17 protein-coding genes and 1 pseudogene are annotated in these 23213 nt (G+C 65.1%); 6 read left to right on the top strand and 12 right to left on the bottom strand.

What is annotated here, in order from left to right; all coding sequences use genetic code 11:
- Positions 1–198: 198 nt before the first annotated feature.
- The gene (locus AC1DN0_RS34850; RefSeq protein WP_441637316.1) at positions 199–2172 is read right to left on the bottom strand and encodes a methyl-accepting chemotaxis protein; all 1974 of its coding nucleotides are present in this window, start codon (positions 2170–2172) and stop codon (positions 199–201) included.
- Positions 2173–2528: 356 nt separating this feature from the next.
- Between AC1DN0_RS34850 and AC1DN0_RS34845 the strand changes: the two genes are divergently transcribed.
- Positions 2529–2780: a hypothetical protein gene (locus AC1DN0_RS34845; protein ID WP_441637318.1), complete on the top strand. Its 252-nt coding sequence runs from the start codon at positions 2529–2531 to the stop codon at positions 2778–2780.
- A gap of 33 nt (positions 2781–2813) precedes the next feature.
- Here AC1DN0_RS34845 and AC1DN0_RS34840 read toward each other — a convergent pair whose 3' ends face one another.
- From AC1DN0_RS34840 to imuA, 3 genes are read right to left on the bottom strand one after another with little or no spacing between them, the layout of a single operon-like run.
- On the bottom strand, positions 2814–6302 hold the full coding sequence (locus AC1DN0_RS34840; protein WP_441637320.1) for an error-prone DNA polymerase: 3489 nt from the start codon (positions 6300–6302) through the stop codon (positions 2814–2816).
- A 46-nt stretch (positions 6303–6348) separates the two neighbouring features.
- The gene (locus AC1DN0_RS34835) at positions 6349–7908 is read right to left on the bottom strand and encodes a Y-family DNA polymerase (protein WP_477104333.1); all 1560 of its coding nucleotides are present in this window, start codon (positions 7906–7908) and stop codon (positions 6349–6351) included.
- Positions 7841–8701, bottom strand: coding sequence for a translesion DNA synthesis-associated protein ImuA (imuA, locus tag AC1DN0_RS34830; protein WP_441634228.1), 861 nt, complete (start codon positions 8699–8701; stop codon positions 7841–7843). Before imuA ends, AC1DN0_RS34835 begins: the two co-directional genes overlap by 68 nt.
- Positions 8702–8999: 298 nt before the next feature.
- Here imuA and AC1DN0_RS34825 point away from each other — a divergent pair, with 298 nt between their 5' ends.
- Complete coding sequence (locus AC1DN0_RS34825; RefSeq protein ID WP_477104335.1) at positions 9000–9740, top strand: IclR family transcriptional regulator; 741 nt, start codon at positions 9000–9002, stop codon at positions 9738–9740.
- A 195-nt stretch (positions 9741–9935) separates the two neighbouring features.
- Here the strand turns inward: AC1DN0_RS34825 and AC1DN0_RS34820 are convergent, their stop codons facing one another.
- The gene (locus AC1DN0_RS34820; protein WP_441634224.1) at positions 9936–10868 is read right to left on the bottom strand and encodes a LysR family transcriptional regulator; all 933 of its coding nucleotides are present in this window, start codon (positions 10866–10868) and stop codon (positions 9936–9938) included.
- A 149-nt stretch (positions 10869–11017) separates the two neighbouring features.
- On the opposite strand from AC1DN0_RS34820, the gene AC1DN0_RS34815 reads away from it, so the two are divergent.
- The 3 genes from AC1DN0_RS34815 (at position 11018) to AC1DN0_RS34805 (ending at position 14037) form a co-directional block, all read left to right on the top strand.
- Positions 11018–12043 carry a TauD/TfdA family dioxygenase gene (locus AC1DN0_RS34815; protein ID WP_441634222.1) on the top strand — a complete coding sequence of 342 codons (1026 nt, stop codon included), beginning with the start codon at positions 11018–11020 and terminating at the stop codon, positions 12041–12043.
- Between the two features lie 209 nt (positions 12044–12252).
- Positions 12253–13245, top strand: coding sequence for a Bug family tripartite tricarboxylate transporter substrate binding protein (locus AC1DN0_RS34810; protein ID WP_441634220.1), 993 nt, complete (start codon positions 12253–12255; stop codon positions 13243–13245).
- A gap of 9 nt (positions 13246–13254) precedes the next feature.
- A complete protein-coding gene (locus AC1DN0_RS34805; protein ID WP_441634218.1) occupies positions 13255–14037 on the top strand; it encodes a class II aldolase/adducin family protein in 783 nt (260 codons plus the stop codon).
- A gap of 465 nt (positions 14038–14502) precedes the next feature.
- On the opposite strand, the gene AC1DN0_RS34800 is transcribed toward AC1DN0_RS34805, so the two are convergent.
- The 6 genes and pseudogenes from AC1DN0_RS34800 to AC1DN0_RS34775 form a co-directional block, all read right to left on the bottom strand.
- A complete protein-coding gene (locus tag AC1DN0_RS34800; protein ID WP_441634216.1) occupies positions 14503–15069 on the bottom strand; it encodes an acyloxyacyl hydrolase in 567 nt (188 codons plus the stop codon).
- 567 nt (positions 15070–15636) lie between these two features.
- Positions 15637–15801 (bottom strand): annotated as a pseudogene (locus AC1DN0_RS34795) (hydrolase); the annotation flags it as partial.
- A 58-nt stretch (positions 15802–15859) separates the two neighbouring features.
- Complete coding sequence (locus tag AC1DN0_RS34790) at positions 15860–17518, bottom strand: PHA/PHB synthase family protein (RefSeq protein WP_477146365.1); 1659 nt, start codon at positions 17516–17518, stop codon at positions 15860–15862.
- A 68-nt stretch (positions 17519–17586) separates the two neighbouring features.
- Positions 17587–18027 carry a MaoC family dehydratase gene (locus AC1DN0_RS34785; protein WP_035869587.1) on the bottom strand — a complete coding sequence of 147 codons (441 nt, stop codon included), beginning with the start codon at positions 18025–18027 and terminating at the stop codon, positions 17587–17589.
- A gap of 550 nt (positions 18028–18577) precedes the next feature.
- Entirely contained in the window at positions 18578–19474 is an 897-nt protein-coding gene (locus tag AC1DN0_RS34780; RefSeq protein ID WP_441634212.1) for an isocitrate lyase/PEP mutase family protein, read from the bottom strand.
- 41 nt (positions 19475–19515) lie between these two features.
- Positions 19516–20514, bottom strand: a complete 999-nt coding sequence (locus AC1DN0_RS34775; RefSeq protein WP_441634210.1) for a tripartite tricarboxylate transporter substrate binding protein — start codon at positions 20512–20514, stop codon at positions 19516–19518.
- 155 nt (positions 20515–20669) lie between these two features.
- On the opposite strand from AC1DN0_RS34775, the gene AC1DN0_RS34770 reads away from it, so the two are divergent.
- Entirely contained in the window at positions 20670–21590 is a 921-nt protein-coding gene (locus tag AC1DN0_RS34770; RefSeq protein WP_441634208.1) for a LysR family transcriptional regulator, read from the top strand.
- Positions 21591–21684: 94 nt separating this feature from the next.
- Here AC1DN0_RS34770 and AC1DN0_RS34765 read toward each other — a convergent pair whose 3' ends face one another.
- Positions 21685–23121 carry an extracellular catalytic domain type 1 short-chain-length polyhydroxyalkanoate depolymerase gene (locus AC1DN0_RS34765; RefSeq protein ID WP_477146364.1) on the bottom strand — a complete coding sequence of 479 codons (1437 nt, stop codon included), beginning with the start codon at positions 23119–23121 and terminating at the stop codon, positions 21685–21687.
- Positions 23122–23213: the final 92 nt, after the last annotated feature.

Raw genomic sequence — 23213 nt, 5'->3', positions numbered from 1 at the left:
CCTATTCGCACACCGCCCTCCATTTTGCTTCACTAAGGAAACGGAGGCGACAAGTATCCTGACATGGAGGGCGAGTAAAGAAAAGTGACACCTCCGTGTGCGTAAACGGCCAACCCCGTACAGCCGCGACAGCAGCTAGAAGCAACAAAACCCCGCCAAAAAACGCTAAAACCGTGCCAAAGAGATGCGCCCCCCCAATCAAACCACCTCCAACCGAAAAACAGCAACCGACCTCTCCATCCTCTGCGCCTGCTCCCGCAAAGCATCAGCCGCCGCCGCCGCCTGCTCCACCAACGCCGCATTCTGCTGCGTAACCTGATCCATCTGCGTCACCGCCTGATTCACCTGCGCAATCCCGCTGCTCTGCTCGCGCGACGCCCGGCTGATCTCATCCATCATCGCCGTCACCCGCCCGACCGCGCCCACGATGCTCTCCATGGTCGTGGTAGCGTCGCCGGCCAGCGCCGAGCCCGCCTCCACGCGCTGGACCGATTGCGAGATCAGCGTGCGGATCTCCTTGGCGGAACTGCCGGCGCGCTGCGCCAGGTTGCGCACTTCGGCAGCCACCACGGCAAACCCGCGCCCGTACTCGCCGGCACGCGCCGCTTCCACCGCCGCATTGAGCGCCAGGATATTGGTCTGGAAGGCAATCCCGTCGATCACCGCGATGATGTCGACGATGCGTTTCGAGTCGGCCTCGATCTCGCCCATGGTCTGTAGCACGCGCCCCACCGAGGCTCCGCCGGCCACCGCGATGTCGGAAGCCGCGCTGGCCAGCGCGCTGGCCTGGTCCGCGCTGCCGGCATTCTGTTGCACGATCGCGGTGAGCTGCTCCATGCTGGCGGCGGTCTGCTGCAGCGACGATGCCTGCTCTTCCGTCCGCTGCGACAGGTCCAGGTTGCCTTGCGCGATCTCGCCCGCGGCCACCAGCACGTTCTGCGCGCCCTCCTTGGTATCGCCGATCAGCACGCGCCAGGTATCCACCAGCGACAGCAGGTGCCGCTTCACATGGCTGAGTTCGTCGCTGCCATGAACCTCCAGCCGGATGCCAAGGTCGCCGGCGTTGATCCGGCCCACCATGTCCGCCACTTGCCGCACGTCCTCGCGCATGCCGCAGCTGAAACCGGCGAACAGGTAGAACGCCGCGCCCACCGCCAGCAGGGCCACGCCGCCGAGCACTTCCAGTTCCAGCTTGTCGGCTGCGATGCGCTGCTCCAGCATGGCGCGGGCAAGTGCGGAGAACTCCTTGTTGACCGAGGAGACCGCGTTGATGGCGGCGGTCGCTTCGTCGAAATAGGCCTTGGCCTCGATGTTGATGCCGCTGCTGCCCAGCATCCTCTCCTTCAGCGTGCGGTAGAAAGCATCCACGGCGGACAGTTGCGCCTGTGCGTTTTCCACCCGTGTGCGATACGCCGGCGCGCCGCGCGTCACGCGGCCGATGTCGCGCCGCACCGATTCCAGTCCGTCCTGGATCTGCTCCCCGAGCGCGGCCAGCTCAGCCTGTTGCGCCGCATCGGAATAGCCGCCCTGGCTGATGATGGCGGCCCCCCTGCCACGCGCCAGCGCGCTCAGCTCGGCCAGCCTTGGCATCGGCCCGACCATCAGCGTGACCAGGTAGTACGAACCGCTATCGGGGTCGAGCGCGAGCGATGAGCGATCCGCCACATCGCCGATAAACAAGCGGGTCTGCTTGACCAGCGCGCTGTGCATGTCGAACAGCGGCCCGGCCGTCGTGTTCAGGCCCGTTTCATGCATGCGTCGCCACGACTCCCCGAGTTTTTTCGCATCGGGCATAACGTCGAAGCCCGCCGCCGCCCCGGCTTGCTGCATCAGTCCGTCGAGGTGTGCAGCGGCCTTCGCATCCGCGCCATCGAACGTGGCGCGAAATGCCGCGTTACCCGCCAGCACGGCGTTGGCCGCACCGCGCCTGACCTGTGTCTCGCGCATGAAGTCGAGCGCGCGGTCGACGATGGCGAGGCCGCGCAGTTCGTCCTGGCTGGCGCGGATCGACTGCGCCGAGAGGCTCAGCACCGCATAAAGCGAGCCGCTCAGCGGGATCAGGAACAGGATCGCAAGCAAGAGCAGCTTGCGCGTGATCGTCAGGCGCGCCATCAGGCGCATGGCAGGAGAAAGGAAAGTCACCACGAAAGACCCCAGAAAAAGCACTCGCATGTGCCTTGTATCGGCCGCATCAAGGCGTACTGGAGCGCAGTTTTCCAGCTTTTTTTTCATGCACAACTGCGGGGCGGAAACAGCACAAGACGGGTGCAGAATGCCCGTAATTCGGGCGAAAAACAGGCACAAACCGCGTGTAGAACAGGCACAAGACGATCACGAAAGAGCGGATAAGAAAGCCGACACAAAACAGACGCAAATCAAACGTAGAACGGTAGGCATTGCGATGTCAGCGCGCCGGGCGGGTTCCGATGTGGGAAACACCCGGGCCAATGCGCGTAAGCAGTGTCCTTCTTGGGCGCTTGCGCCCCTGCTGGCCCGCGAGACCAGGATTCCCAACCCAGGAGATGCCGATGCTGAGTCCGCACGAATTTGCTACCTTGATGCTGGTCCACGATACGCAGGACCGCCTGGAACTGGATCCCGTGGATCTGGAGGCGTTGCTGGAACGCGGCCTTGTGTCGCTGGAGGAATGCGGGGCCGGCCATTGGTGCCCGCATGTCACGCCGCATGGTTTCGCCTTGCTCAGGGCGATGGGCTGGCAGGGCGATATGGCCAGGGTGCGGCATGGCGCGTCACGCGGGCAGGAAGCATCCGCGCGGTAAAGCGGCAAGGTGGTCTCGCCGCGTCCTCGCGGCTCAATGAAAGTCGCGGCTGGACACCATCAGACGGCCCAGCAGCGGACTCAGGTCCACCAGTTCCTGCGCCACCAGGTGCCTCACCTCGCCCTGGCGCTGCCACATGCCGATCACGCCCAGCAGCGTGGCGCCCAGCACTTCCTTGCGCTGGCGCTCGATCAGGTCCGGCCAGAGAATCACATTGACGGCACCCGTCTCATCCTCGATCGACGTGAAGATCGTGCCGCTGGCGGTCGCCGGCCGCTGCCGCACCGTGACGATGCCGCAGGCCCGCACACGCCGGCCGTTGCCGCAATGGGCCAGATCCTGCGCGGTGGCGTACTTCATGGCCGCCAGCCGCGGCCGCAGCAGCGCAAGCGGATGCGACTTGAGCGACAGGCCCATGCTGGCGTAATCAGCGGCCACGTCCTCGCCCAGGCGCGGCGCCGGCAGCGACAGCTTGCTCTCGGCCGGCGGTGCCTCGTAGAGCAGGTCATGATGGGCGGCCTGCAGCGCGGCGGCGCGGGCCTGCCAGCGCGCCTGGCGACGATGCCCGGCGAGGCTGGCCAGCGCATCGGCGGCGGCCAGCGCGTCGATGTCGTGGCGATCGAGCCGCGCCCGCAGCACAAGGTCCTCGACGCTGGCAAAAGGCTGCCTGGCGCGTGCCTGCTCGATGCGACCGGCAGCCGCCTCGCGCATGCCGCTCACGCGGTTGAGCCCGAGCCGCACCGCGGGTTGGGCGCGCTCGCGTCCTCGCGCCGCCCGCCCGTCCGCTTCCAGCTCCAGCGTGCTTTCCCAGCAGCTCACCGTGACATCCACGGGCGACGTACGTACGTGGTGGCGCCGCGCATCCTGCACCAGTTGCGAAGGTGTGTAAAAACCCATCGGCTGGCTGTTGAGCAAGGCGCACAGGAAAGCCGCCGGATGATGGCACTTGATCCACGCGCTGACATAGACCAGCTTGGCGAAGCTGGCGGCATGGCTTTCCGGGAAGCCATATTCACCGAAGCCTTCGATCTGCTTGCAGATGGCCAGCGCGAAGGCTTCCGGATACTTGTTGCGGGTCAGCGCGCTGACCAGCGCATCCTGGTGCTGCTTCAGATCGCCCTTGCGCCGCCAGGCCGCCATCGAGCGGCGCAGCTGATCGGCCTGGCCTGGAGTGAAACCGGCGGCGTCGATGGCCAGTTGCATCACCTGTTCCTGGAAGATCGGCACGCCCAGGGTCCGGCCCAGCACCTTCTCGATGACGTCGTTGTGATACGCCGGCGGCTTGCCGGTGCGCCGCACCTGCTCGCGCCGCTTCAGGTAGGGATGCACCATGCCACCCTGGATCGGCCCGGGCCGCACGATGGCCACCTCCACCACCAGGTCGTAGAAGGTGCGCGGCTGCAGCCGCGGCAGCATCGACTGCTGCGCGCGCGACTCCACCTGGAACACGCCGATGGTATCGGCGGCGCAGATCATGTCGTAGGTCTGCGCGTCCTTGCCGGGGATGTCCTCCATGCGGTACGGCGCGCCCGAGCGGCTCGGGATCGTCGCCAGCGCGCGGCGGATGGCCGACAGCATGCCCAGCGCCAGCACGTCCACTTTCAGCAGGCCGAGCGATTCCAGATCGTCCTTGTCCCACTGGATCACGCTGCGGTCTTCCATGGCCGCGTTCTCGATCGGCACCAGCCGCGACAGCTTGTGCCGCGCGATCACGAAACCGCCCACGTGCTGCGACAGATGCCGCGGAAAGCCGCGCAGTTGCGCGGTCAGGCTGGCCCACTGCCGCACCGCCGGTGATTCCGGGTCCAGCCCGTACTGGGCAATGCGGTCGAGAAAGGTCTTGCCGCCGTCCCACCAGGCCTGGCCCTTGACCACCTGCTCGATCACGCTGGCGTCGATGCCCAGCGCGCGGCCCACGTCGCGCAGCGCGCTGCGCGAGCGGTAGGTGATCAGCGAGGCGGCCAGAGCGGCGCGGTGGCGGCCGTATTTCCCGTAGATGTACTGGATGACTTCCTCGCGCCGCTGGTGCTCGAAATCGACATCGATATCGGGCGGCTCATCGCGCTCGCGCGACAGGAAGCGGCCGAACAGCATGTTGGCATCGCCGGGATCCACCTCGGTGATGAACAGGCAATAGCAGACCAGCGAATTGGCCGCCGAGCCGCGCCCCTGGCACAGGATGCCGCGCCCGCGGGCAAAGCGCACGATGTCGTGCACGGTGAGGAAGAAGGGCTCGTATTGCTTCTCCCGGATCAGTTCGAACTCCTCCTTCAACTGCTTGCGCCACTCGGGCTTGAGTCCGCCGGGGAAGCGCCGCAGCACACCCTTCATGGTCTCGCGGCGCAGGTAGCTGAAGGGGGTCTCACCGGGGGGCACCAGCTCTTCCGGATACTCGTAGCGCAGCGTATCGAGCGAGAAATCGCACAGCGAGGCGATCCGCACCGTCTGCGCCAGTGCCTCGCGCGGGTACAGCCGGGACAAGCGCTGCCGCATGCGCAGGTGCTGCTCGGCATTGGGCGCCAGCGTCATGCCGCACCCGGACAGCGGCTGGCCCACGCGAATCGCGCTCAGCACATCGGACAGCGGCTTGCGCGAACGCACATGCATGGTCACCGCGCCGGCCGCCGCCAGCGGCACGCCGGATTGCACCGATGCGTCCGCAAGACGCAGCCGGTGCAAGGCATCGGCATGGCCCTGCAACTGTTCGAGCGCGATCCAGCCGCGCGCGCCAAAGGTCTGCCGCATCCATTGCGCTTGCTGCAGCAACGCCTCGGGCTCGGGGCAATAAGACGGCAGCAGCAGCGCCAGGCAGTTGGGCATGCCGCGCAGGTGAGCCTGTTCCGGCTGCGGCGGCGCGGCCAGGTCGTCGGGGTGGAGCCGGTAGCTGCCCTTCTCCGAGCGCATGCGCCCCAGGGTGATCAGTTCGCTCAGGTTGCCAAAGCCTTCCCGGTCCTGCGCCAGCAGCACCAGCCGCAGCACCGGCTGGCCGGCGGAGTCCGTCAGCGTGAAGCGGCTGCCGACCAGCAGGCGGAAATCCTGCGCGGCGCGGGCCAGCGCGTCCAGTCGTTCATGGCGGCGCAGGCGGGCCTGGGTGGCTTCGCCAGGGGCCAAGGCGTCGCCGGCGGCGGGCGTGGCATCCGGCACGGCGAGGGATTCATCATCCACCCCATGCCCGCCGTCATGCTGATCGCCCTCTTCGCCGTCGTCCTCGATGAGATCGTCATCGTCGCCATCCTCATCCAGCCCCGCGGCCAATCGCGCCGCGCTGCGCGCCGCGGCGTCGCCGATGCGCTCACGCAGGTCCTTCAGCGCATGATGCGCGCGCGCCGTGCCGGCCACCGAACATTCATCGGTCAGCGCCAGCCCGCGATAGCCCAGCGCAAAGGCGCGCTCGATCAGCTCGACCGGATGCGACGCCCCATCCAGGAACGTGAAATTGGAAATGCAGTGCAGCTCCACATAATCCGGCAATACCGGCAGCAACGCGGAAAGCGCCGGCGGCAAAGCGGAAAACGAGGGCATGGCGGGCTTGCTGGACATGACAGGGAGGCAAAGGCTCAGGCGAATCTCAGGCGAACAGGCCGTGCAGGAACCAGCGGTATTCACCGCTCTCCTCGTGCCCGGGACGCTGGCGATAGACCCAGCAACGCAGGCCATCCGCACGTTCGGCGACGAAATAATCGCGCGTGGCCAGCGCGCCATCCCACCAGCCGCTCTCGATGCGCTCCGGCCGCGAGAGCAAGGTCAGCGGGCCGCCATGACAGGGCCGGTGACGCTGCACGGTGAGCGGCATCGGCTTGTCCAGCAGCCACGCCGGGCGCTCCGGCATGGCGCCTGCCGGGGCCGGCTGCGGCGCGCGCGCCGGCATTTCGTCGACGGGGCACCAGCGATTGGCGCGCTCGGGCCGGTGGTCGGGCAACGGCTGGGGTTGCAACACGTTTTCGCGGCCGAGCCGCGCCATCAGCGTATCGAGCAGGCGGCCCAGTTCGGCCGGCGTGCCGCCTGGTTCCGGAAACAGCGAATCGCTCTGCGGCAGGCAGGTCTCCATGGACTCCACCACCAGCATCAGGCCCACCGCCGGCACGCTGAACTGCACCTTGTCCAGCCGCTCCTGCAGCAGCCTGGACAGATGGACCGGATCGCGGCTGGGCTGCGCCAGGCTGACCGTCACCGGCGTAGACGGGGTCTCGGTGCCGAGCCGGTAGCGCTCGTGTTCGAGCCGCAGCACCAGCCGCGTCACGCCCGCCTGCTGTACCGCCAGCCAGCCGGCCAGCGCCAGCAGCAGGCGCTGCGCGCCCGCCATCACGCCCTGCACGGACTCGGTACGGCCCGGCAGCTCCATGCGCTGCGCGAAGGCTGCCGGCGCGCTGAACCAGGTAAAGCGCACCGGCACCTCGCCATAGGCCTGGTCCAGCCGCGCCAGCAGATCCGGCCCCAGCCGGCGCCGCAGGCCGGCACGCGGCAGGCCCCGCACCTCGCCCACGGTCCGGCAGCCGATGCCGTCGAGCCAGCCGTCGTCGGCCACGCCTTGCAGCATGGCCACCGGCAGCCGGTCCAGCAGCCGCGCCATGCGAGCAGCCCGCACCGCGCGCCGCGCCGGCCGCACCATCGCGCCACGGCGGTCCCGCCGCAGCGGCTGCGCCGCCAGCCACGCCGCCCCGAAGGCCGTGGGCCCGCAGCCAAGCTGCGGAAACACACCTAGCCGGCGCACCCGCGCATACACCGCGCGGCACAGCGCCAGATGGCCGCCGAACAGCCGCAGGCTGGCGCCGGCATCGATCATCACGGTAGCCGCATCGGGATCGGGATGGCCCGTCACATGCGGTGTGAAGTGCAGCAGCGCCAGCGCCAGCGCCGTCATCAGCTGCGCCTCGGCGGCCGGCTCGCGCTCCAGTTGCACCACCTGCGCCGACAAGGCCTGCACGCCGCCACGCCGCATCCCGGCCTGCACCCCCAGTGCCACCGCCGGCCCGTTGGCCAGCACCACCCGCTCGCGCTCCATCACCGCCACCGGCACCCGGTGGTGCAGCAGGCCGGAGGAAGCCGGGAGCGCGGCGGGCTCAGGCCAGTTCGGCTGCAACGCGTCCAGCGACAGGCGCGGCAGATGCACCGCGATCCAGTACGACATGGGCTTGCTCTCCCGCAACGGCTTGGGAAACCGGGAAATTGAAAGGGACCGGCGGCGGCGCGGACGGCGAAGCGGTCCTGGCCGGCACCGCCATCATCTCGCCCAGCGGCAGCACCAGCGGCGCATCGCGCACCGGGCCGCGCCGCTTGTGAAAAGTGATCGACAAGACATTGCCGGGTGCCGGAGACAACAGCAGCCGCAGCACCGCCGGCGACGACTCGTGCAGCACGCCGGCCGGGCGGCACGCCCAGACCACCGCGTCGCCCGCCTGCGCCAGCACCTGCAGGCGCCGCAGCGCCTCGGGACGCGCCGTTGGCAGCCACACCATCACCCCGCCAAAAGCCTGGCTGCGCAGCACCTGCTCCGCCGCCCACAGCACATCCGCCTGGGCCGCGGCCCGGCCCGCGCCAGCGGGCGGACGCACCCAGAACAGCTGGCTTGCCGGCAAACCCCATTCGGCCAGGCACATCGCATTGGGCAGGTACGGCGGCCCCACCAGCGCCACCCGGCGCTGTGCCGCCGCCAGCGCCAGCAACGCCGGGCGCAGCAGGCGCAACTCGCCCACGCCGGCGTCGGCCAGCAGCAGTTCCGTCAGCGCCCCCATCGGCCAGCCGCCGCCTGGCAACTCGGCCGAGAGCGCCGCATGGCCGGTGGGCAAGGCCGGCACGCTGCCCGCGCGGCCCAGATGGCCGAGCTGCCCCGCCCGCCACAGGCCGGGATAGCGTCGTTCCAGTGCGTCCAGCGCACCCTGCCGGTCGGCGGCGGGCGAGGCTGGGGAGAGATGGGTGGTCATGTGATGCTTGCGCCCCGGCTTGGGGACCGGGTGGAAATTTCTGATTACTGTATGTTTGTACAGTATCACGGAAGCGCGCAAGGAGGCAAAGCCGGGGTCGACAATGTGGAAACTGACAATAGTTAGCGTTCGCCATGGTTCGGTTAAACGCTGTGCGACGGCGATTGGGGAAGCGATGGCCGTGGCATTCGCTCACAGCTCCGCAACACACCCCGCCTTTGGCTGCTCCCCTATACTACGAAATATCGTATAGTGCTACTCGCCACTGTATCTCCAGCCAGCACTTCTTGAAACCAGCATGCCCACCCTGATCCCCGCAGCCAGCCGCACCATGGCAGTTTTTGAATTGTTTGCCAGGGAAAAACGCGAGCTGTCAAATTCCGATGTGGCTCGTCTGCTTTCGGTTGCCGAGAGCAGTTCCCTTGACCTATTGCATACGCTGCATTCGCTCGGCTACCTGATGCGCACATCCCGCACGCGGCGCTTCTACCCGACCGCCCGTCTGTTGGAAACCGCGCGCCAGATCTCCGAAAACGATCCCCTGACGACACTAGCGCAGGAAGCCGTCGAGCAAGTGGGCGCAAAAACCAATGAGACCGTCTTCTTCGGTGTACTCGATACCACCGCTGTCAAGGTCGTTGCCGTGCAGCCGAGCCGGATGCCGTTGCGCTATATCATCGAGGTCGGCTCACGGGCGGCCTTGCACGCCTCCGCACTGGGCAAGGCGCTGCTGGGACTCCTGCCGGAAGACGAAGCCCGCGCAATACTTGGCAAGAGCAAGCTTCGTCCTTTCACCGAGCACACAGTGGTTGACGTTGACGAACTGATGGCGCAAGTGGCGCACGGCCGCGACCTTGGCCGATACGAGGCGCGGGAAGAAGGCAGCGAGGGCGTCCACGGGCTGGCGGTGTCCGGATGGTTGGGCGGCCAGCCGGTCGGCATTTCCCTGGCCGGGCCCGCGGAGCGCATGAGAAAGAACCAGGAGGCCTATTTGACGGCCATGCGCGAAGTCCGTGATTCGCTGATGGCTGACACCTGAGCTGCCCACGACGCATAGAAATCGGCGGCCTACGCATTGCGGCGTCCTCTTCATCATTAAAAGCGCTCCCCCTTGCTCCGTGCCACGGTCGCCCCGCTGACTTACGCTGAAGGCCGCTTTCACAGATCCGCGATGGCAAGTGGAAGGTCATTTCGCCGTACATGAAGCCACCGCTGCCGCGGCAGTCCGGCGCGGTCAAAGCCGGAGCGCGTGCTCAACCCTGCCGCCAGTTGCGTCGTCTTCCTTGCAAAAGGCAACCAGCTCATCGCGGAATTCAATGCAAAGCGGAGAGAGATAGCCATCGGCGCGCCAGAACATGGCGATTTCCGGCTGCCGCAACATGTCCGGCTCGCCGATCACGCTGAGATCCCGGCCTTCGGGTTGCATAAGCGTGCGCTGCGGTACAAGGCCGAGCAGATCGGTATCCCGAAGGAGTTCGGCAATGGAAATGCCGGATCCAGTCCATTCCACGGCAACGAGCGGCGCAGGCAAGCCATTGTTGGCAAACTCATCTGCCAGCACCTGGTACAAGCTGGACGACGCCTGCGGCAGCGCCCAGCGCTCTTGCGCCAGGTCCGCCAGGGTCTTGAAAGCGCCGAGTCTGGGATGGCCTGACCGAGCGACCACTTGCAACCTCAGCGGCCGTAACGGAATGTGGCTGACATCGCGCGGCACATTGGCGGTCATCCCGCCACAAGCGAGGTCCGCATCCCCCGACTGCAGGGATAGTATGGCTCCCTGCGTCAGCCGCGTCTCAATGGAAAAAGTCGCCAGCGGCCGCCTGGCAAGGAAGCGTGCGACCACGGGGGACAGCAACCAGGAAAAGAGGTAGGGCGTCGCCGCAAGCCTGATTTTTCCTGCGCGCGCCGCGGCCTGTGCCTCCACTTCCCCCTGGAGATCGTTGGCTGCCAGCACCACGTTTCTTGCCCGCTCCAGCAGCGTCTGTCCAACCGGCGTGAGCGTGACGCCGCGAGCCGTGCGCTCGAACAGGCGCATCCCCGCATCGGCCTCAAGCCGTGCCAACGCCTTCGACAAGGCCGATTGCGTCACCCCAATGTGTTCCGTCGCCCGGTGCAGGCTTCCGTGTTGCGCCACAAGCAGGAACACCCGCAGGTCGTCGATTCGCATGGCACCTCCGGCCTGTATTGAAGTCTCCGCGAAGTATGCCTGAATGGAATCGCTTAACCCAACCGGGGAATCACTGCCAGACCTTGCGGCGGATAGAGTTGACCCCCGATGCGACAGGCTTCACCGACTCAGACAACTTGGAGACTGCTATGAATACGAATTCGGAACCCCTCGATCCGCACCTCATCGATGCGCTTGGCAAGGACGTGCAATGCCATGAGCTCCAAACCGGACGGCCGCCGCTGTTCATCGAGCCGAAGGGAGGCGAGTTGCTGGACCGTGCCCAATTTCGCGCCTGGACGCGGCGCGTGAAGCCGGTCCTGGAACAGCTCATCACAAAGCATGGCGGCATTGTGCTGCGAGGCTTCCCGACGCCGGAAACCGATGATTTTGCTGACATCGTCAATCAATATCCGCCATTTGAGGACGGCTATGTGGGCGGACGCGCCCCGCGCACGCAAATCAGCGGCAAAGTCATGGAGGCCACAAGGCTGGAAGCCAGCGCCGGGCTTGGCGTGCATTCGGAAATGGCATACCGGCGCCATTATCCGAAGCGTATCGCCTTCTTCTCGCGAGTCACGGCTCCCGTGGGCGGTGCGACTACCATCGCCGATGCGCGCAACTTTGCGTACGACATGGCACCGGAACTGGTTGCCAAGATCACTGAACTCGGCATCCGCTCCGCGCTGAGTTACGGCCCGAAGTCCGCGGCTGTCGAGAAGTCGTATGCCGACATGGACCGGCACGGCTGGAACCATGCTTTCAATACCGAAGACCCGGCGGAGGTAGAGGCGCTGTGCGCCGCCCGCGGCCTCGAACCGCTGTGGCATGACGACGGCTCGCTGACTGTCTTCACGACGCTCGAGCCGTTCATGTGCCATCCAGTGACCGGAAAGAAGCTCTATCGCTCGGGGCTGCACAGGTCGCACACCGCGACCCTGGTCCTGAGCACCGACATTCGCAAGAACCAGAAGTATCCGACCGGGATGTTCCTGGGCAAGGAGCAGCGCCTCGAACCGGCGGAGGTCGACCATATCAACGCGATTTGCGACAAGGCGACCCTTCGCTGGCAATGGCGCGACGGCGACGTGATGATCCTGGATAACCTGCAGGTATGGCACGGCCGCGATGCGTATGAGGGTCCGCGTGACGTGCAGGTCGCCCTGCTCGACTAAAGGCGAGGCGACAGGGCGGAAGCGGCGCGTTGCAGCGGTGAAGTAGCGCCCGCGGCGTGCCGGCATACCAAGGAAGGGGCGAGTTGTTCGCCAAATCTCCTTCATTGAGCTCACTCGGGCTTTCTCGCACCTCGATGCTCGATGCTCGATGGCGTCCGCGAAGCGCTTCGAGAATATACAGAAGACCTAATTACAGAAGGAGACAAACAATGATTTCAGTCAATGGACTCAGGCGCTTCGCCGGGAGCCTGGCCGCCGCGGCAATTGCCGCGTGTGGCGTTGGTTTTTCCCATGCCGCGGAGCCCGCCTATCCCTCCCACCCGGTCAAGGTCGTGGTGCCTTCCGTGCCGGGCGGCCCGATTGATGCCGTGTCGCGGTTGGTCAGCAACAAACTGTCGACGCGCCTTGGCACGAGCTTCATTGTCGAGAACAAGCCCGGCGGCAATGTGCAGATCGGCACCAACTATGTGGCGAAGTCCGATCCGGACGGCTACACGCTGCTGACCACGGCACCGGCCCACATCATCAATCCGCTGCTGTACGGCAAGCTGTCCTACGATCCCGTCAAGGACCTGACCGGCGTGGCCATGATGGCCAAGGTGCCGCTGCTCCTTGTAGTGAATGGCGACCTGCCTATCCACTCGGTTCCCGAGCTGATCGCATGGGGCAAGGCACACCCGGACCGCCTGAGATATGGCAGTTCAGGCACGGGCTCCAGCGCAAATCTCGTCGGCGAGCTGTTCTCCATGAACGCCGGTCTCAAGCTGGAGCACATCCCGTACAAGGGTGCCGCAGCCGTCCTGCCGGACCTGCTGGCCGGCCGGCTTGAAATCATGATCGACACGTTGCAACTGTTTTCGCCCTACATCAAGGCAGGCAAGTTGCGCGCCATTGCCTTCACCGGCGCAACGCGCATGCCTGCCTTGCCGAATGTGCCCACGCTGGCGGAATCCGGTTATCCGGACGTGGTTGCCAATTCCTGGCTTGCCATTGTCGCGCCGAGCAAGACGCCTCAAAGTGTGATCGACAAGCTGGCGCGCACCGTTGGCGATGTGCTGCAGGAACCCGACGTCCGCAAGCAGATCGCCGACTACGGCATGGAGCCGGACCCCATGACGCCCGCACAGCTCAACCGGTACTTCGACTCGGAAAGCAAGCGTTGGAGCAAGGTAGTCAAGGCCGGCAATATTCGAGTGGAGTGAGGAGTACAGATGACCAACGCAATGTCCGTTCCGCGCGAAACCGTGCGGGCCCAAGTCAGCGAAGCGGAGTGGACAGCCCGCGTGCAGCTCGCTGCCTGCTACCGGCTGATGGACCGGTTCGGCATGACCGACCTGATCTACAACCACATCACGCTCAAGATCCCGGGCACGGAGCATCTGCTCATCAACGCCTACGGCTACCTGTATTCGGAGATCTGCGCGTCGAACCTGATCAAGATCGACCTGGAGGGCAACGTGCTCCTGAGCCCCCAGAACGAGCACGGCTACCAGGTGAACCGGGCCGGCATGGTGATTCACACCGCTGTCCACAAGGCAAGGCCTGACGTGAGTTGCGTGATTCACACCCATACCCGGGCCGGGATGGCGTTGTCCGCCATGAAGACGGGTCTGCTACCGATGACGCAGACGGCGCTCAGGTTCCACGAGAAAACCGGCTACCACGACTTCGACAGCCCGGTGGTGGAAATGAACCAGCAGGCGGGCCTGGTCCGCTCTCTCGGCAATCATGAAGTCGTGGTGCTGCGCAACCACGGGCTGCTGGCTGTGGGCCCCAGCGTGGCCGAAACGTTCAGCCGCATGTACTGGCTGGAGATGGCCTGCCGGACCCAGGTCGATGCCATGACGTCGGGCACCGAGCTGATCATGCCGACGCCGCGTGTCATCGACGAAACGCGGGCCGTGATGGATGCACGTGCGAACACCTTCGGCACACGTGAATGGCCGGCGCTGCTGCGCCTGGTGGAGCGCATCGACCCCGGCTACAAAGACTGACTGACGTCAGCCGGCTCGGGCTCAGCGAATCGGCTACTTTCGCATGCACTGGCGCCTGATGGACGCCATCGGCGAAGTACCAACCAAGGAGCAGAACAAGCCGCTGCCGCTTAACGCTGTGGGCGCCATCGCTGCGGTGGTGGCAGCCATGGGCCTCGATCCGCTGATCGCGCGCGGCCTGTCGCTGGTCGGCCAGTGCGCGACGAGCAGCGCAACGTGGTGGCGGCCATCAGCGCCAACCTGCTGTCCGGTGAGGTCGGCCGGAGCAGGCTGTCAGGGAGATCCTGCCGGCCCTGCGTGCGGCGGCGGAACAATTGTCGGGCTTGGCCCCCGCGTTCCTCGGCCCGGCCAACCAGCCGTTCTCGCGGACAAATGGAGCCCGCCAGACCGGAGCCGACCGAGTTTGCCACGCCTGCCGCATTCGTTGTGTCGTCGTACGCGAGCGCAACGGCAACGGCAATACGCTTAGAAACGCCCCGAGTACTGGAGCATGTAGAAGTTGATGCCGGGATTGGGCTCCTTAATGCCTGCGTTGGAGTAGTGCTGGAAACGCACCGCCAGTTCCGAGTCGAACGGATCGCCAAACCGGTAGCCCGCGGCAATGCGATCGCCAAACTGGAACGCCGTCGAGAAACCCTTGGAGTCCGAGATGTGCGTCCGCGACAGCAGGTGCATGCCTGCGCCAATCTCCGCGAAAGCACCCGAGCGGCCCGAGCCCTGGATCCGGAAGATGGGCGTAAAGCCGATATCGCCCATCACGCTGCTGTTGCCGCCATGTGGATTCCAGCCACCCACGGAAGCCTCGAGACCCAGGCGAACCCGCACCGACTGCGAGCTCGTCGCCCAAAGGTCGTTCTTCAAGTTCCATCGCGCCTCCAGGCGTGCAATCGAAGCCGCGTCTCCCGCACCCAATGCGACCCCGAGACGAACCGGATCGAACCACGAGGCGTCCTCGCTGGTGGGCGCGGCACCCGCGGCGCCGCTGGCAAACGCACTGGAAAGCAGAATGATGGAGATGACGGATCGAAGCATGACTAAGGCCTTGTGAAAAGTAATTCTTGCTTTTGGTGACACGTTGCACGGCGCTGAAAGTGAGCACGAGCCATGAGGATTTCATCGCCGTGCCGAACACGCCCCAGGTTCGCGCACCTCCAGGGCGGGCTCCGCGCGAAAATCCGGAAGTATGCTTTCAGCGCAAGCGGTCGAATAGATGCCGCCAGCGCATATCTGCGTTCCACATTTGGAACGACGTGATCGCATGGAATACTGTCCGTGGAAGAAGACGCGTCGTTGGTCGCGTGGAAGGTGGTTTCAGGAAGCTTCCCGATGTATGGCCAACGAGGGGGCGAACATGGCGCGAGTCGACAGGTCGCCGGCGGCGTGGCGCCTGCAATCAAGCTGGGCACCGGCACGCTGGAAAGGTGCTTTTGGGGTTGACTGCGGAGGACTCGTTCGTAAAGCGAGTGAATTGTTGAAGGCCGGCACGGGTAATGGGCCAAATATGGGCCAAATATCCGGTGCCGGCCTGGTGCCTGAGCTAATTGGCGACCAACTGCGTGAAAGACATGACGATCTCTCACACAGCGGCAGCACGGACGATCAGCGAGCCGAGTCCAGCACCTCGCTGTCCTTCACGACGTTCTGGGCCTTGGTATAGCTCTCGATCAGCAATTGGTACGCCGGGAAGATCTTGGTGTAGATCTCGGCCCACTGCATGGCATCGTCCCGGCGCCAGGTTTTCTGCAGCTCCGAAGCCACCGCGGCGGGCCCCGGAAATATCGTCGTGCGAATTTAGCGAACCTGGGCGCCGCCGGTTTCCCGGTCAGTCGGCGCGCACCCCGACATAACGGCCAGGAGCGGGCTCGATTGGCTCGAACGTGTCGTTCCCCAATCTGGACGGCGCTGCGACCTGCTTGCCGGCATGGCGTTTCAGCCAGGCAGCCCAATGAACCCACCAGCTCCCCGGCGTGGACGTCGCCGAAGCCAGCCAGCCGTCTGCATCATCGCATCGCTCGCCGGCACGCCAGTAGCCACGCTTTTGCTTCGATGCCGGATTGATAACACCTGCAATATGTCCGCTCTCGCCAAGAACAAACTCCGACTTTCCGCCCAGTAGCTGAACGCTGCGATAGGCCGACCGCCAGGGAACGATGTGATCGTCCTTCGTGGCAAGGATATAGTTGGGCACGTCGATGCTGCCCAGGTCCATCGGATGCCTGCAAACGGTCAATTGCCCCGGCTCGCGCAGCTTGTTCTCCAGGTACATATTGCGCAAGTACCATGCATACATCGGCCCGGCCAGGTTCGTGGCGTCGGCGTTCCAGTAAAGCAGGTCGAAGGCTCCCGGCGATTGCCCTTTCAGGTAGTTGCCGACGAAATAGGGCCAGATCAGGTCATTCGGGCGCAGCATCTGGAAGACAAACGCCAACTCCTTGCCGGGATAGATGCCACTGCGCCCGATAGTCTGCTCGCGTTGCGCAACCGTCGGCTCGTCGATGAACACGCCAAGTTCGCCTGGCTCGCTGAAATCCAGCATGGTCGTCAGCAGCGTCATGCTGGCTACCGTCTTTTTACCGCGGGCCTGCTGCACGCCCAAGGCTGAAGTCAGCAACGTACCTCCGACGCACCAGCCCAGCGCGTTCACCTGAGCCGCGCCACTGATGGCCTGGCTGACTTCCAGCGCCTTCAATACGCCGTGCTCAACATAGTCGTCCCATGTGGTCTCGCTCATATCCGCTTGCGGATTGCGCCACGATACCAGGAACACGGTATGCCCCTGCTCGCAGGCAAAGCGCACGAATGAGTTCTCCGGCTGGAGGTCCAGTATGTAGAACTTGTTGATGCACGGTGGCACGATGACCAGCGGCCGCGAGGCAACCTTATCGGTCAGCGGCTTGTACTGGATCAGCTGCATCAATTCACACTCGAAGACAACGGCCCCCTCGGACGTGGCCACATTGCGGCCTACCTCAAAGGCGGATTCGTCCGTGATTGCGATGCGGCCTCGCCGCGCGTCTTCAACGTAGTTGGCAAGTCCGGAAACGAGGCTTCCGCCCTGGGATTCCAATGCCAGCTGAATGGCTTCCGGATTCGTGCCAAGAAAATTGGCGGGGCTCAAGGATTCAATATACTGGCCGACAAGGAATCTCAGCCTGCTCTTGTCGTCTTCCTCGAGACCGATTGCTTCAGTGATCTCCGAGAGAGTTCTGGCGTTATTCAGGTAGCTTTTCTTGAGAAAGCGGTACCACGGATTGCGATTCCACTCGTCCGCGGCGAAGCGTCGATCCGGATTTTCCCCACCCGTCTCTTCGCTCCATACCGACCTCATCACGGCTGCCTGCCCTTCCAGATGGCGCAGATTGGAGCGCAGCAGGCCAGAAAAATCCATGCTGCAGGACAAGAACCTCTGCCCGGCCATATACTCGGCCGTTTTTTTAAATGGAGCAGAATATACTTGGAGCAACTTATCTGAAAATGCCAAACACGCGTTTCTCCTTAATTTTTGTCTATTTTGAGATTGGCGGTGGCTAACCAGCCAGCTCCGCGGCATTACTGGACCCTGCGCGCCAACGACGTCGGCATCACCAGCGCGTCCCCGTCCACCACGACCTTGTCTTGCACCGTACAGACCGTAGTCAGCGAGACGCGCTGCTTCCCTGGCTGCAACTCCTTGACGGTCACGGTAACCTTGACTGTTTCCCCTGGCCTTACGGGCGCTCTGAAGCGAACGTTCTGGCTCAGATAGATCGTCCCAGGCCCCGGCAAGCGTCCGGCAATGGCTGCCGAGATCACGCTGGCGGTCAGCATGCCGTGGGCGATGCATCCGCCGAACTGGGTCGTGCGGGCAAATTCCTCGTCGAGGTGCACGGCATTGTTGTCGCCAGAAGCGGCCGCAAACAGTGCGATATCCGCTTCGGTGATGGTTCTGTCGAAGGTGGCGCTCATCCCGAGCTCCAGGTCTTCATAGTCATAGCCATTCAGTGCGTTCATTACGTTTCCTGGTAGTAGTTGAATCCGTCTCGCCCTGGCAGTGACAAGCTCGCAGGGACGCACATGCGCTACCGGGGCTTCGCAGCCTCGGTCCTTGGCAATATGGGTTTCCATCTTCGAGGCCTGGGGTGAGGTGAGCGCGATGCCCGAGGAAAGGCGCTGCGAGGATCGATTGGGCTCACGCCGGCAGCACGGTGCCGAAATTTCCAGAGGCGAAGCTTAAGGCCGGCGCGATAACTACCTAAAACGGTTTTTCCCGCTGATATTTATCGAAAAAAACGATTGATTCCAACGATGGGCATGTATCGCAACATGCGTCGCCTCCCCCCCGCTCCGAGGGGGGAACGGCGTCGCTCACAGCCATACACTGGGAAGTCATGACGACATGATGAGAGATCGGCGCGATGTTCTGTGCTGGAACAACGACCTGCTTCGGCGCCACAGAACAGGATGCCGGTGTAGTGGTGGTCGGGATTCGTCAGAGGAAGGCCTCCCGAGGCCGCGCCATGCGCCGCCAGCCTATACGGCTTGCGGCAAGGGACCGAGCAAGTTACAGAAGCAACGCCTCCTCAAAGTCCATCTGGTCTTGCGCATGGAACAACGCCCCAAGGCTCGCCGCGCCCTCTGCCGCCATCCCGCCATCGTCGCCGCTGCCCGCCCCACCCCGCATGGCGTCCAGGCTCCGCCTCATGCCCGCGACCGCTGCGCCCGGCAGCAGCGTGGTAAGGCTGACCCGCCGGACGCCCAGGCCGCGCAGCCGTTCCAATGGCAGGCTTGCGGCGGATGGGCTGGGCACCAGCCCGGTGCCGGCGCTGAGCGTCACCGGGATATCTAGCGCGCGCACCAGGCGAGTGATGTCGTTCTCGGTCCGCGGCGCGATGGGCAGCAGCATATCGGCGCCCGCCGCCTGATAGGCCCGGGCCCGTTGAATGACCTGCTCGGTGGACTCGCACGCAAACGCGTCCGTGCGGGCGATGATCATGAAGTTGCTGTCGCGCCTGGCACGCTGCGCGGCATCGATCTTGGCGATCATCTCGCCGACCGGCACCACCTCCTTGCCGCCCGGCGAGGCCCAGCGCCTTGGCACCACCTGGTCCTCTATGTTCAGGCCGGCGGCGCCGGCCTCTTCGAACAACTCGACGGCATAGTGCACGCCGCGTGGATTGCCATAGCCCGCGTCCGCGTCCGCGGTGATGGGGATGGATGACACGCGCGTCAGGCGGCGGCAGTGCTCCACGCATTCCGTCAGCGTGAGCAGGCCGATGTCCGGGACGCCGAGCAAGCTGTAGGAGAGCATGGCGCCGCTGATGCACGCGCTCTGGTAGCCCGCCTGCTCCACCAGCCGGAGACTGAAGATATCGTGCACGGCCGGCGCCACGACAAACGGCTCCGTGCGCAACAGCGCGCGCAGGGATGCCGTCTTTTGAGACGTGGCGGGTCTTTGCATGGACTTGGGCTCGCAACGAGGAAAAGAAGTCATCACGCCGTTCACTCCTTCGGCATGCCGTCGGCCAGCTTGCGCATCATCGGCTTGCGGGCCGCGATTTCCCTGGCCCAGTCGTCGCCGGGCAGGTAGGCCAGGACCGGTGCGTCGTTGCCGGCCTTCTTCAGGTACTCGGGATCCCTGAGCGTCGCCCTGACAGCTACTCGCAGTTTCTCCACGATGGCGGGCGGCACACCCGCGGGCACGGCAATCCCCCGCTCGGCAGGCATTACGTCGTCGAACCCCTGCTCCCTGGCCGTCGGCACATCGGGTAGCGAAGCGGCCCGCTTCTCCCCCATTTGCGCGATAATCTTCAGCGGCACAGCCTCCTTGCCCGCATCCTGCAGTTCACCCGTAGTGACCGCCGCGAAGTCGATATGCCCGCCAAACAACGCCGTCTTGGACTGCGCCGTGCCGTTATACGGGATGTCGTTGACCTTCACGCCCGCCACATTCTGCAATTGCAATAGCGCCAGGTGCCCGTTCGTCCCGACCCCGTTGTGACCAAAAGACAAGGAGGCAGGCTTCTTCTTCAATGCCGAAACCACGTCCTTCAGGTTGTTGTACGGACTCTCCTTCCTGGCCACCAGGATGGTCGGGTCGCTCAGCACGCGCGCTACCAGTTGCAGCCCGGCCGGATCGAAATTCGTCTTCTTGTAGAGCGGCGCGAACGCCATGGCAGGCAGGTTGACCACGCCGATGGTGTAGCCATCCGGGGCCGAGCGCATCAGGCCGATGTTCGAGATCTCGCTGGCGGCGCCCGGCTTGTTCTGCACCACCAGGCTGGCGTTTGCGCCAAGGTAGCGCTGGATGAACGGCGCCATCGTGCGCGCCATGGTATCGGTGCCTCCGCCGGCGGCAAAACCGACGAAGACCTGGATCGGATGATCGGCGGGCCACTCCGCCCGCGCCGCGGTCGCCGCCAACCCGAGCGACAGGAGCACTGTGGTGAGCACGTTGAACGTCCCGCGTGTCTTGTTGCGTGTCTTGAAGCTGTGCCGCATGGCCTCCCCCTTTCCGAACCGATATTGACAATGGCCGAACGATACGTAGCTCCCGCTCCGGAAGAAAGCGAGAAATCTTCACTGCCCCCGGTGAGAATTTGGAATGGCAGCGCGCTGGCGGCGCCAGGCCCCCATCGCGGGACAGGGGCGGCGCCATGACCCTCAAGCAACTGGAAGCCTTCTACTGGGCCGCAAAACTTGGCAGCTTTTCCGTGGCGGCTGCACGCCTGCATGTCACGCAGTCATCGCTGTCGAAGCGCATCGCGGAGTTGGAGGACGACCTGGGAAAGGCGCTCTTCGACCGTACCGGGCAACGCTCGGTCATCACCGACGCCGGCGAGCGACTGCTTGAGCATGCTGCCCAGATTCTCGAGATTGAAAGCCGTATCCGCTCGGACCTGGACATGTCCGGCGCACTGCGCGGGAGTTGCCGGTTCGGCATCAGCGAACTGGTGGCATCCACCTGGTTCCCGGGACTAGTCGCCCGCGTTCGCGAGCTGCATCCGCATCTCGTGCTGCAACCGCAGGTCGACCTGACGCTGAACCTCGAACGCAAGCTGGAGCGCGGCGAACTCGACTTCGCGATCATTCCCGGCCCGTCCTCCTCCTCCAACCTCTCGCAGGAAAAGGTCGGTGAGCTCGCATACCAGTGGATGGCATCGCCAGAGCGGCTGGCATCCGGCACTGTCCTGACAGCCCGGCACTTCGCGGAGCATCCGGTGATCACGCTCAGCGCCGAAGCGGGCCTGACGCTCGCCTTCGAGAAATGGGCGGCGGAGCAGAAACTCGAGATTCCCAGGGCGCTGGTTTGCAACAGCCTGTCGGCCTTGATTGCGCTGGTGATTGCCGGCGTGGGGATCAGCCTCTTTCCGCGATCCTATGTGGCGCCTCTCGTGCGCGCCGGCAAGCTGGCGGAGCTGGCAAGCCAGCCGGCTCCGCACAACCTGTCCTACTATTTCCAGTGGCGCACGGGCGACACGCGTGCCGTGGTCCGGTCACTGAGGACGGTCACGATGGAAGAGGCGGATTTTTCAGTGAGTTCGCCGTTATGGCCCGGCGAGGCAAGGATCGGCTAGCGCCGGGGGCGGCGCGGGCTTTTCCCGGAGATTGTCCTGACGCTAGCGTGTGGCGAATGACCGCGCGGGCCGGACGCGCGGCGATGCCGCCGGACTACGGCCGCAGCGGATGTGCGAGAAAGAAGCGCACCATCTCGGCGCTGGCGTCGGGCCCGCTGTCATCGGTGTACGTCCCGCGCGAACTGCCCCCCGCCCATGCGTGAGGCGCCCCGTGGATGAGCCAGTATTCCGCGTCGACGCCTTCGGGCGATGTCAGTTGCCGGTGTGTGAAGGTGCGCCCGCCCCGGCTGCGCTGCTGCTTGTCCCGGTGCGTACCACCCTGGAAATCACGCAGCAGGCGCTCGCCGTTGGACACATGCACCGTGGCGTCGGCATCGCCGTGAAATACGATGAGGGGCCGCGACTGCGAGACAGCACCGTTGCCCCGGGGCGCGGTCCGCGCTTTCTCCATCAGCTTCGCGGCCAGGTTCCCGCCCTTCATCGCAGCCAGTGCCGATGGCAGGTCGTGCGCGCTGCCACAAGGCAAGCCGGAATGAATCCCCGCCGCGGCATACAGCTCCGGATGCGTCTGCACCATCACGGCAGCCATGGCGCCGCCGGCGGACAAGCCGGCCACGTACACGCGATCCGCGTCAACCGGGTGGTTCGCCATGACTTCCCGCGTGATGCCCGCGATCAGCGCTGGCTCGCCCTGGCTGCGCTGCTGGTCGCCCGGCTTGAACCAGTTCCAGCATTTGGACGGGTTGGCCGTCATTGGCTGGATGGGATACGCAACCAGGAAGCCGTGCCGCCCGGCCAGCGCATTCATGCGCGTGCCCGCCGCGAAATCATCAGCGTCCTGCGTGCACCCGTGCAGCATCACGACCAGCGGCAGCGGCTGGCCATCGTAGCCGCCAGGCACGTAGAGCTTGTAGGCGCGCTCGCCGGCGTGACTGGCGTAATGCCTTGTAGTGAAGTGCCCGGTGTCCTGCACGCCGGGCCGCGGCGCCGGCTTTGGTTCCCGCCGGGGCTGCGTGCGCGCCTCGCCGGCTTTGGCGGCGGGACCTTCCGCGTCCGCGTCCGCTGCCGGCGCCGTGCGCGGCAGCAGCGCCTCGACGACTTGCGCAGGCTGGAAACCGGCGGCGGCGCCGCTATCGCGCAGCGCGCGCTGTATGACTTCGGTGGCCTCCGACTGGATCGTGGCCAGGGCCAGTTCGGGCGTGACGTCGGCGGCGATGCTGGCAAGGCCCAGCACATGAATGTCCAGACGCTGCCGTGCCGCTTGCGCGGCCTCCAGGTCCTGCCGGGAAAAATGCTGCAGGCCGAGTACCAGCGCGCGCCGCGTCACGGTCTCGCTGACGGCCTGCGCATGGATCGCAAGCTGGTTGCGGATCGCGGTACGGATCAGGTCGGTGCGGTTCGAGTAAAAGCCTTCCTCGACCAGCAGGTCGATCTGGCCGAGGTCGACAGGGCCAAGGTTGATCGTGATCTTCTCGGTCTCGCCGCCTTTGGGCCGGGGAGGTGCTGCAAGTGCTCTTTGTTGCTCGTTCATTGTGACCCGCCATCCAAATACCATCCAATGGGATGGTTATAGGATGGAGACCGGTCCTAGTCAAGCAGGAATACTGCTTTGTGACGTCCAAG

It is taken from the genome of Cupriavidus sp. 05N39, from assembly GCF_056397325.1.
This window is presented reverse-complemented; position numbering and strand designations above follow the sequence as displayed.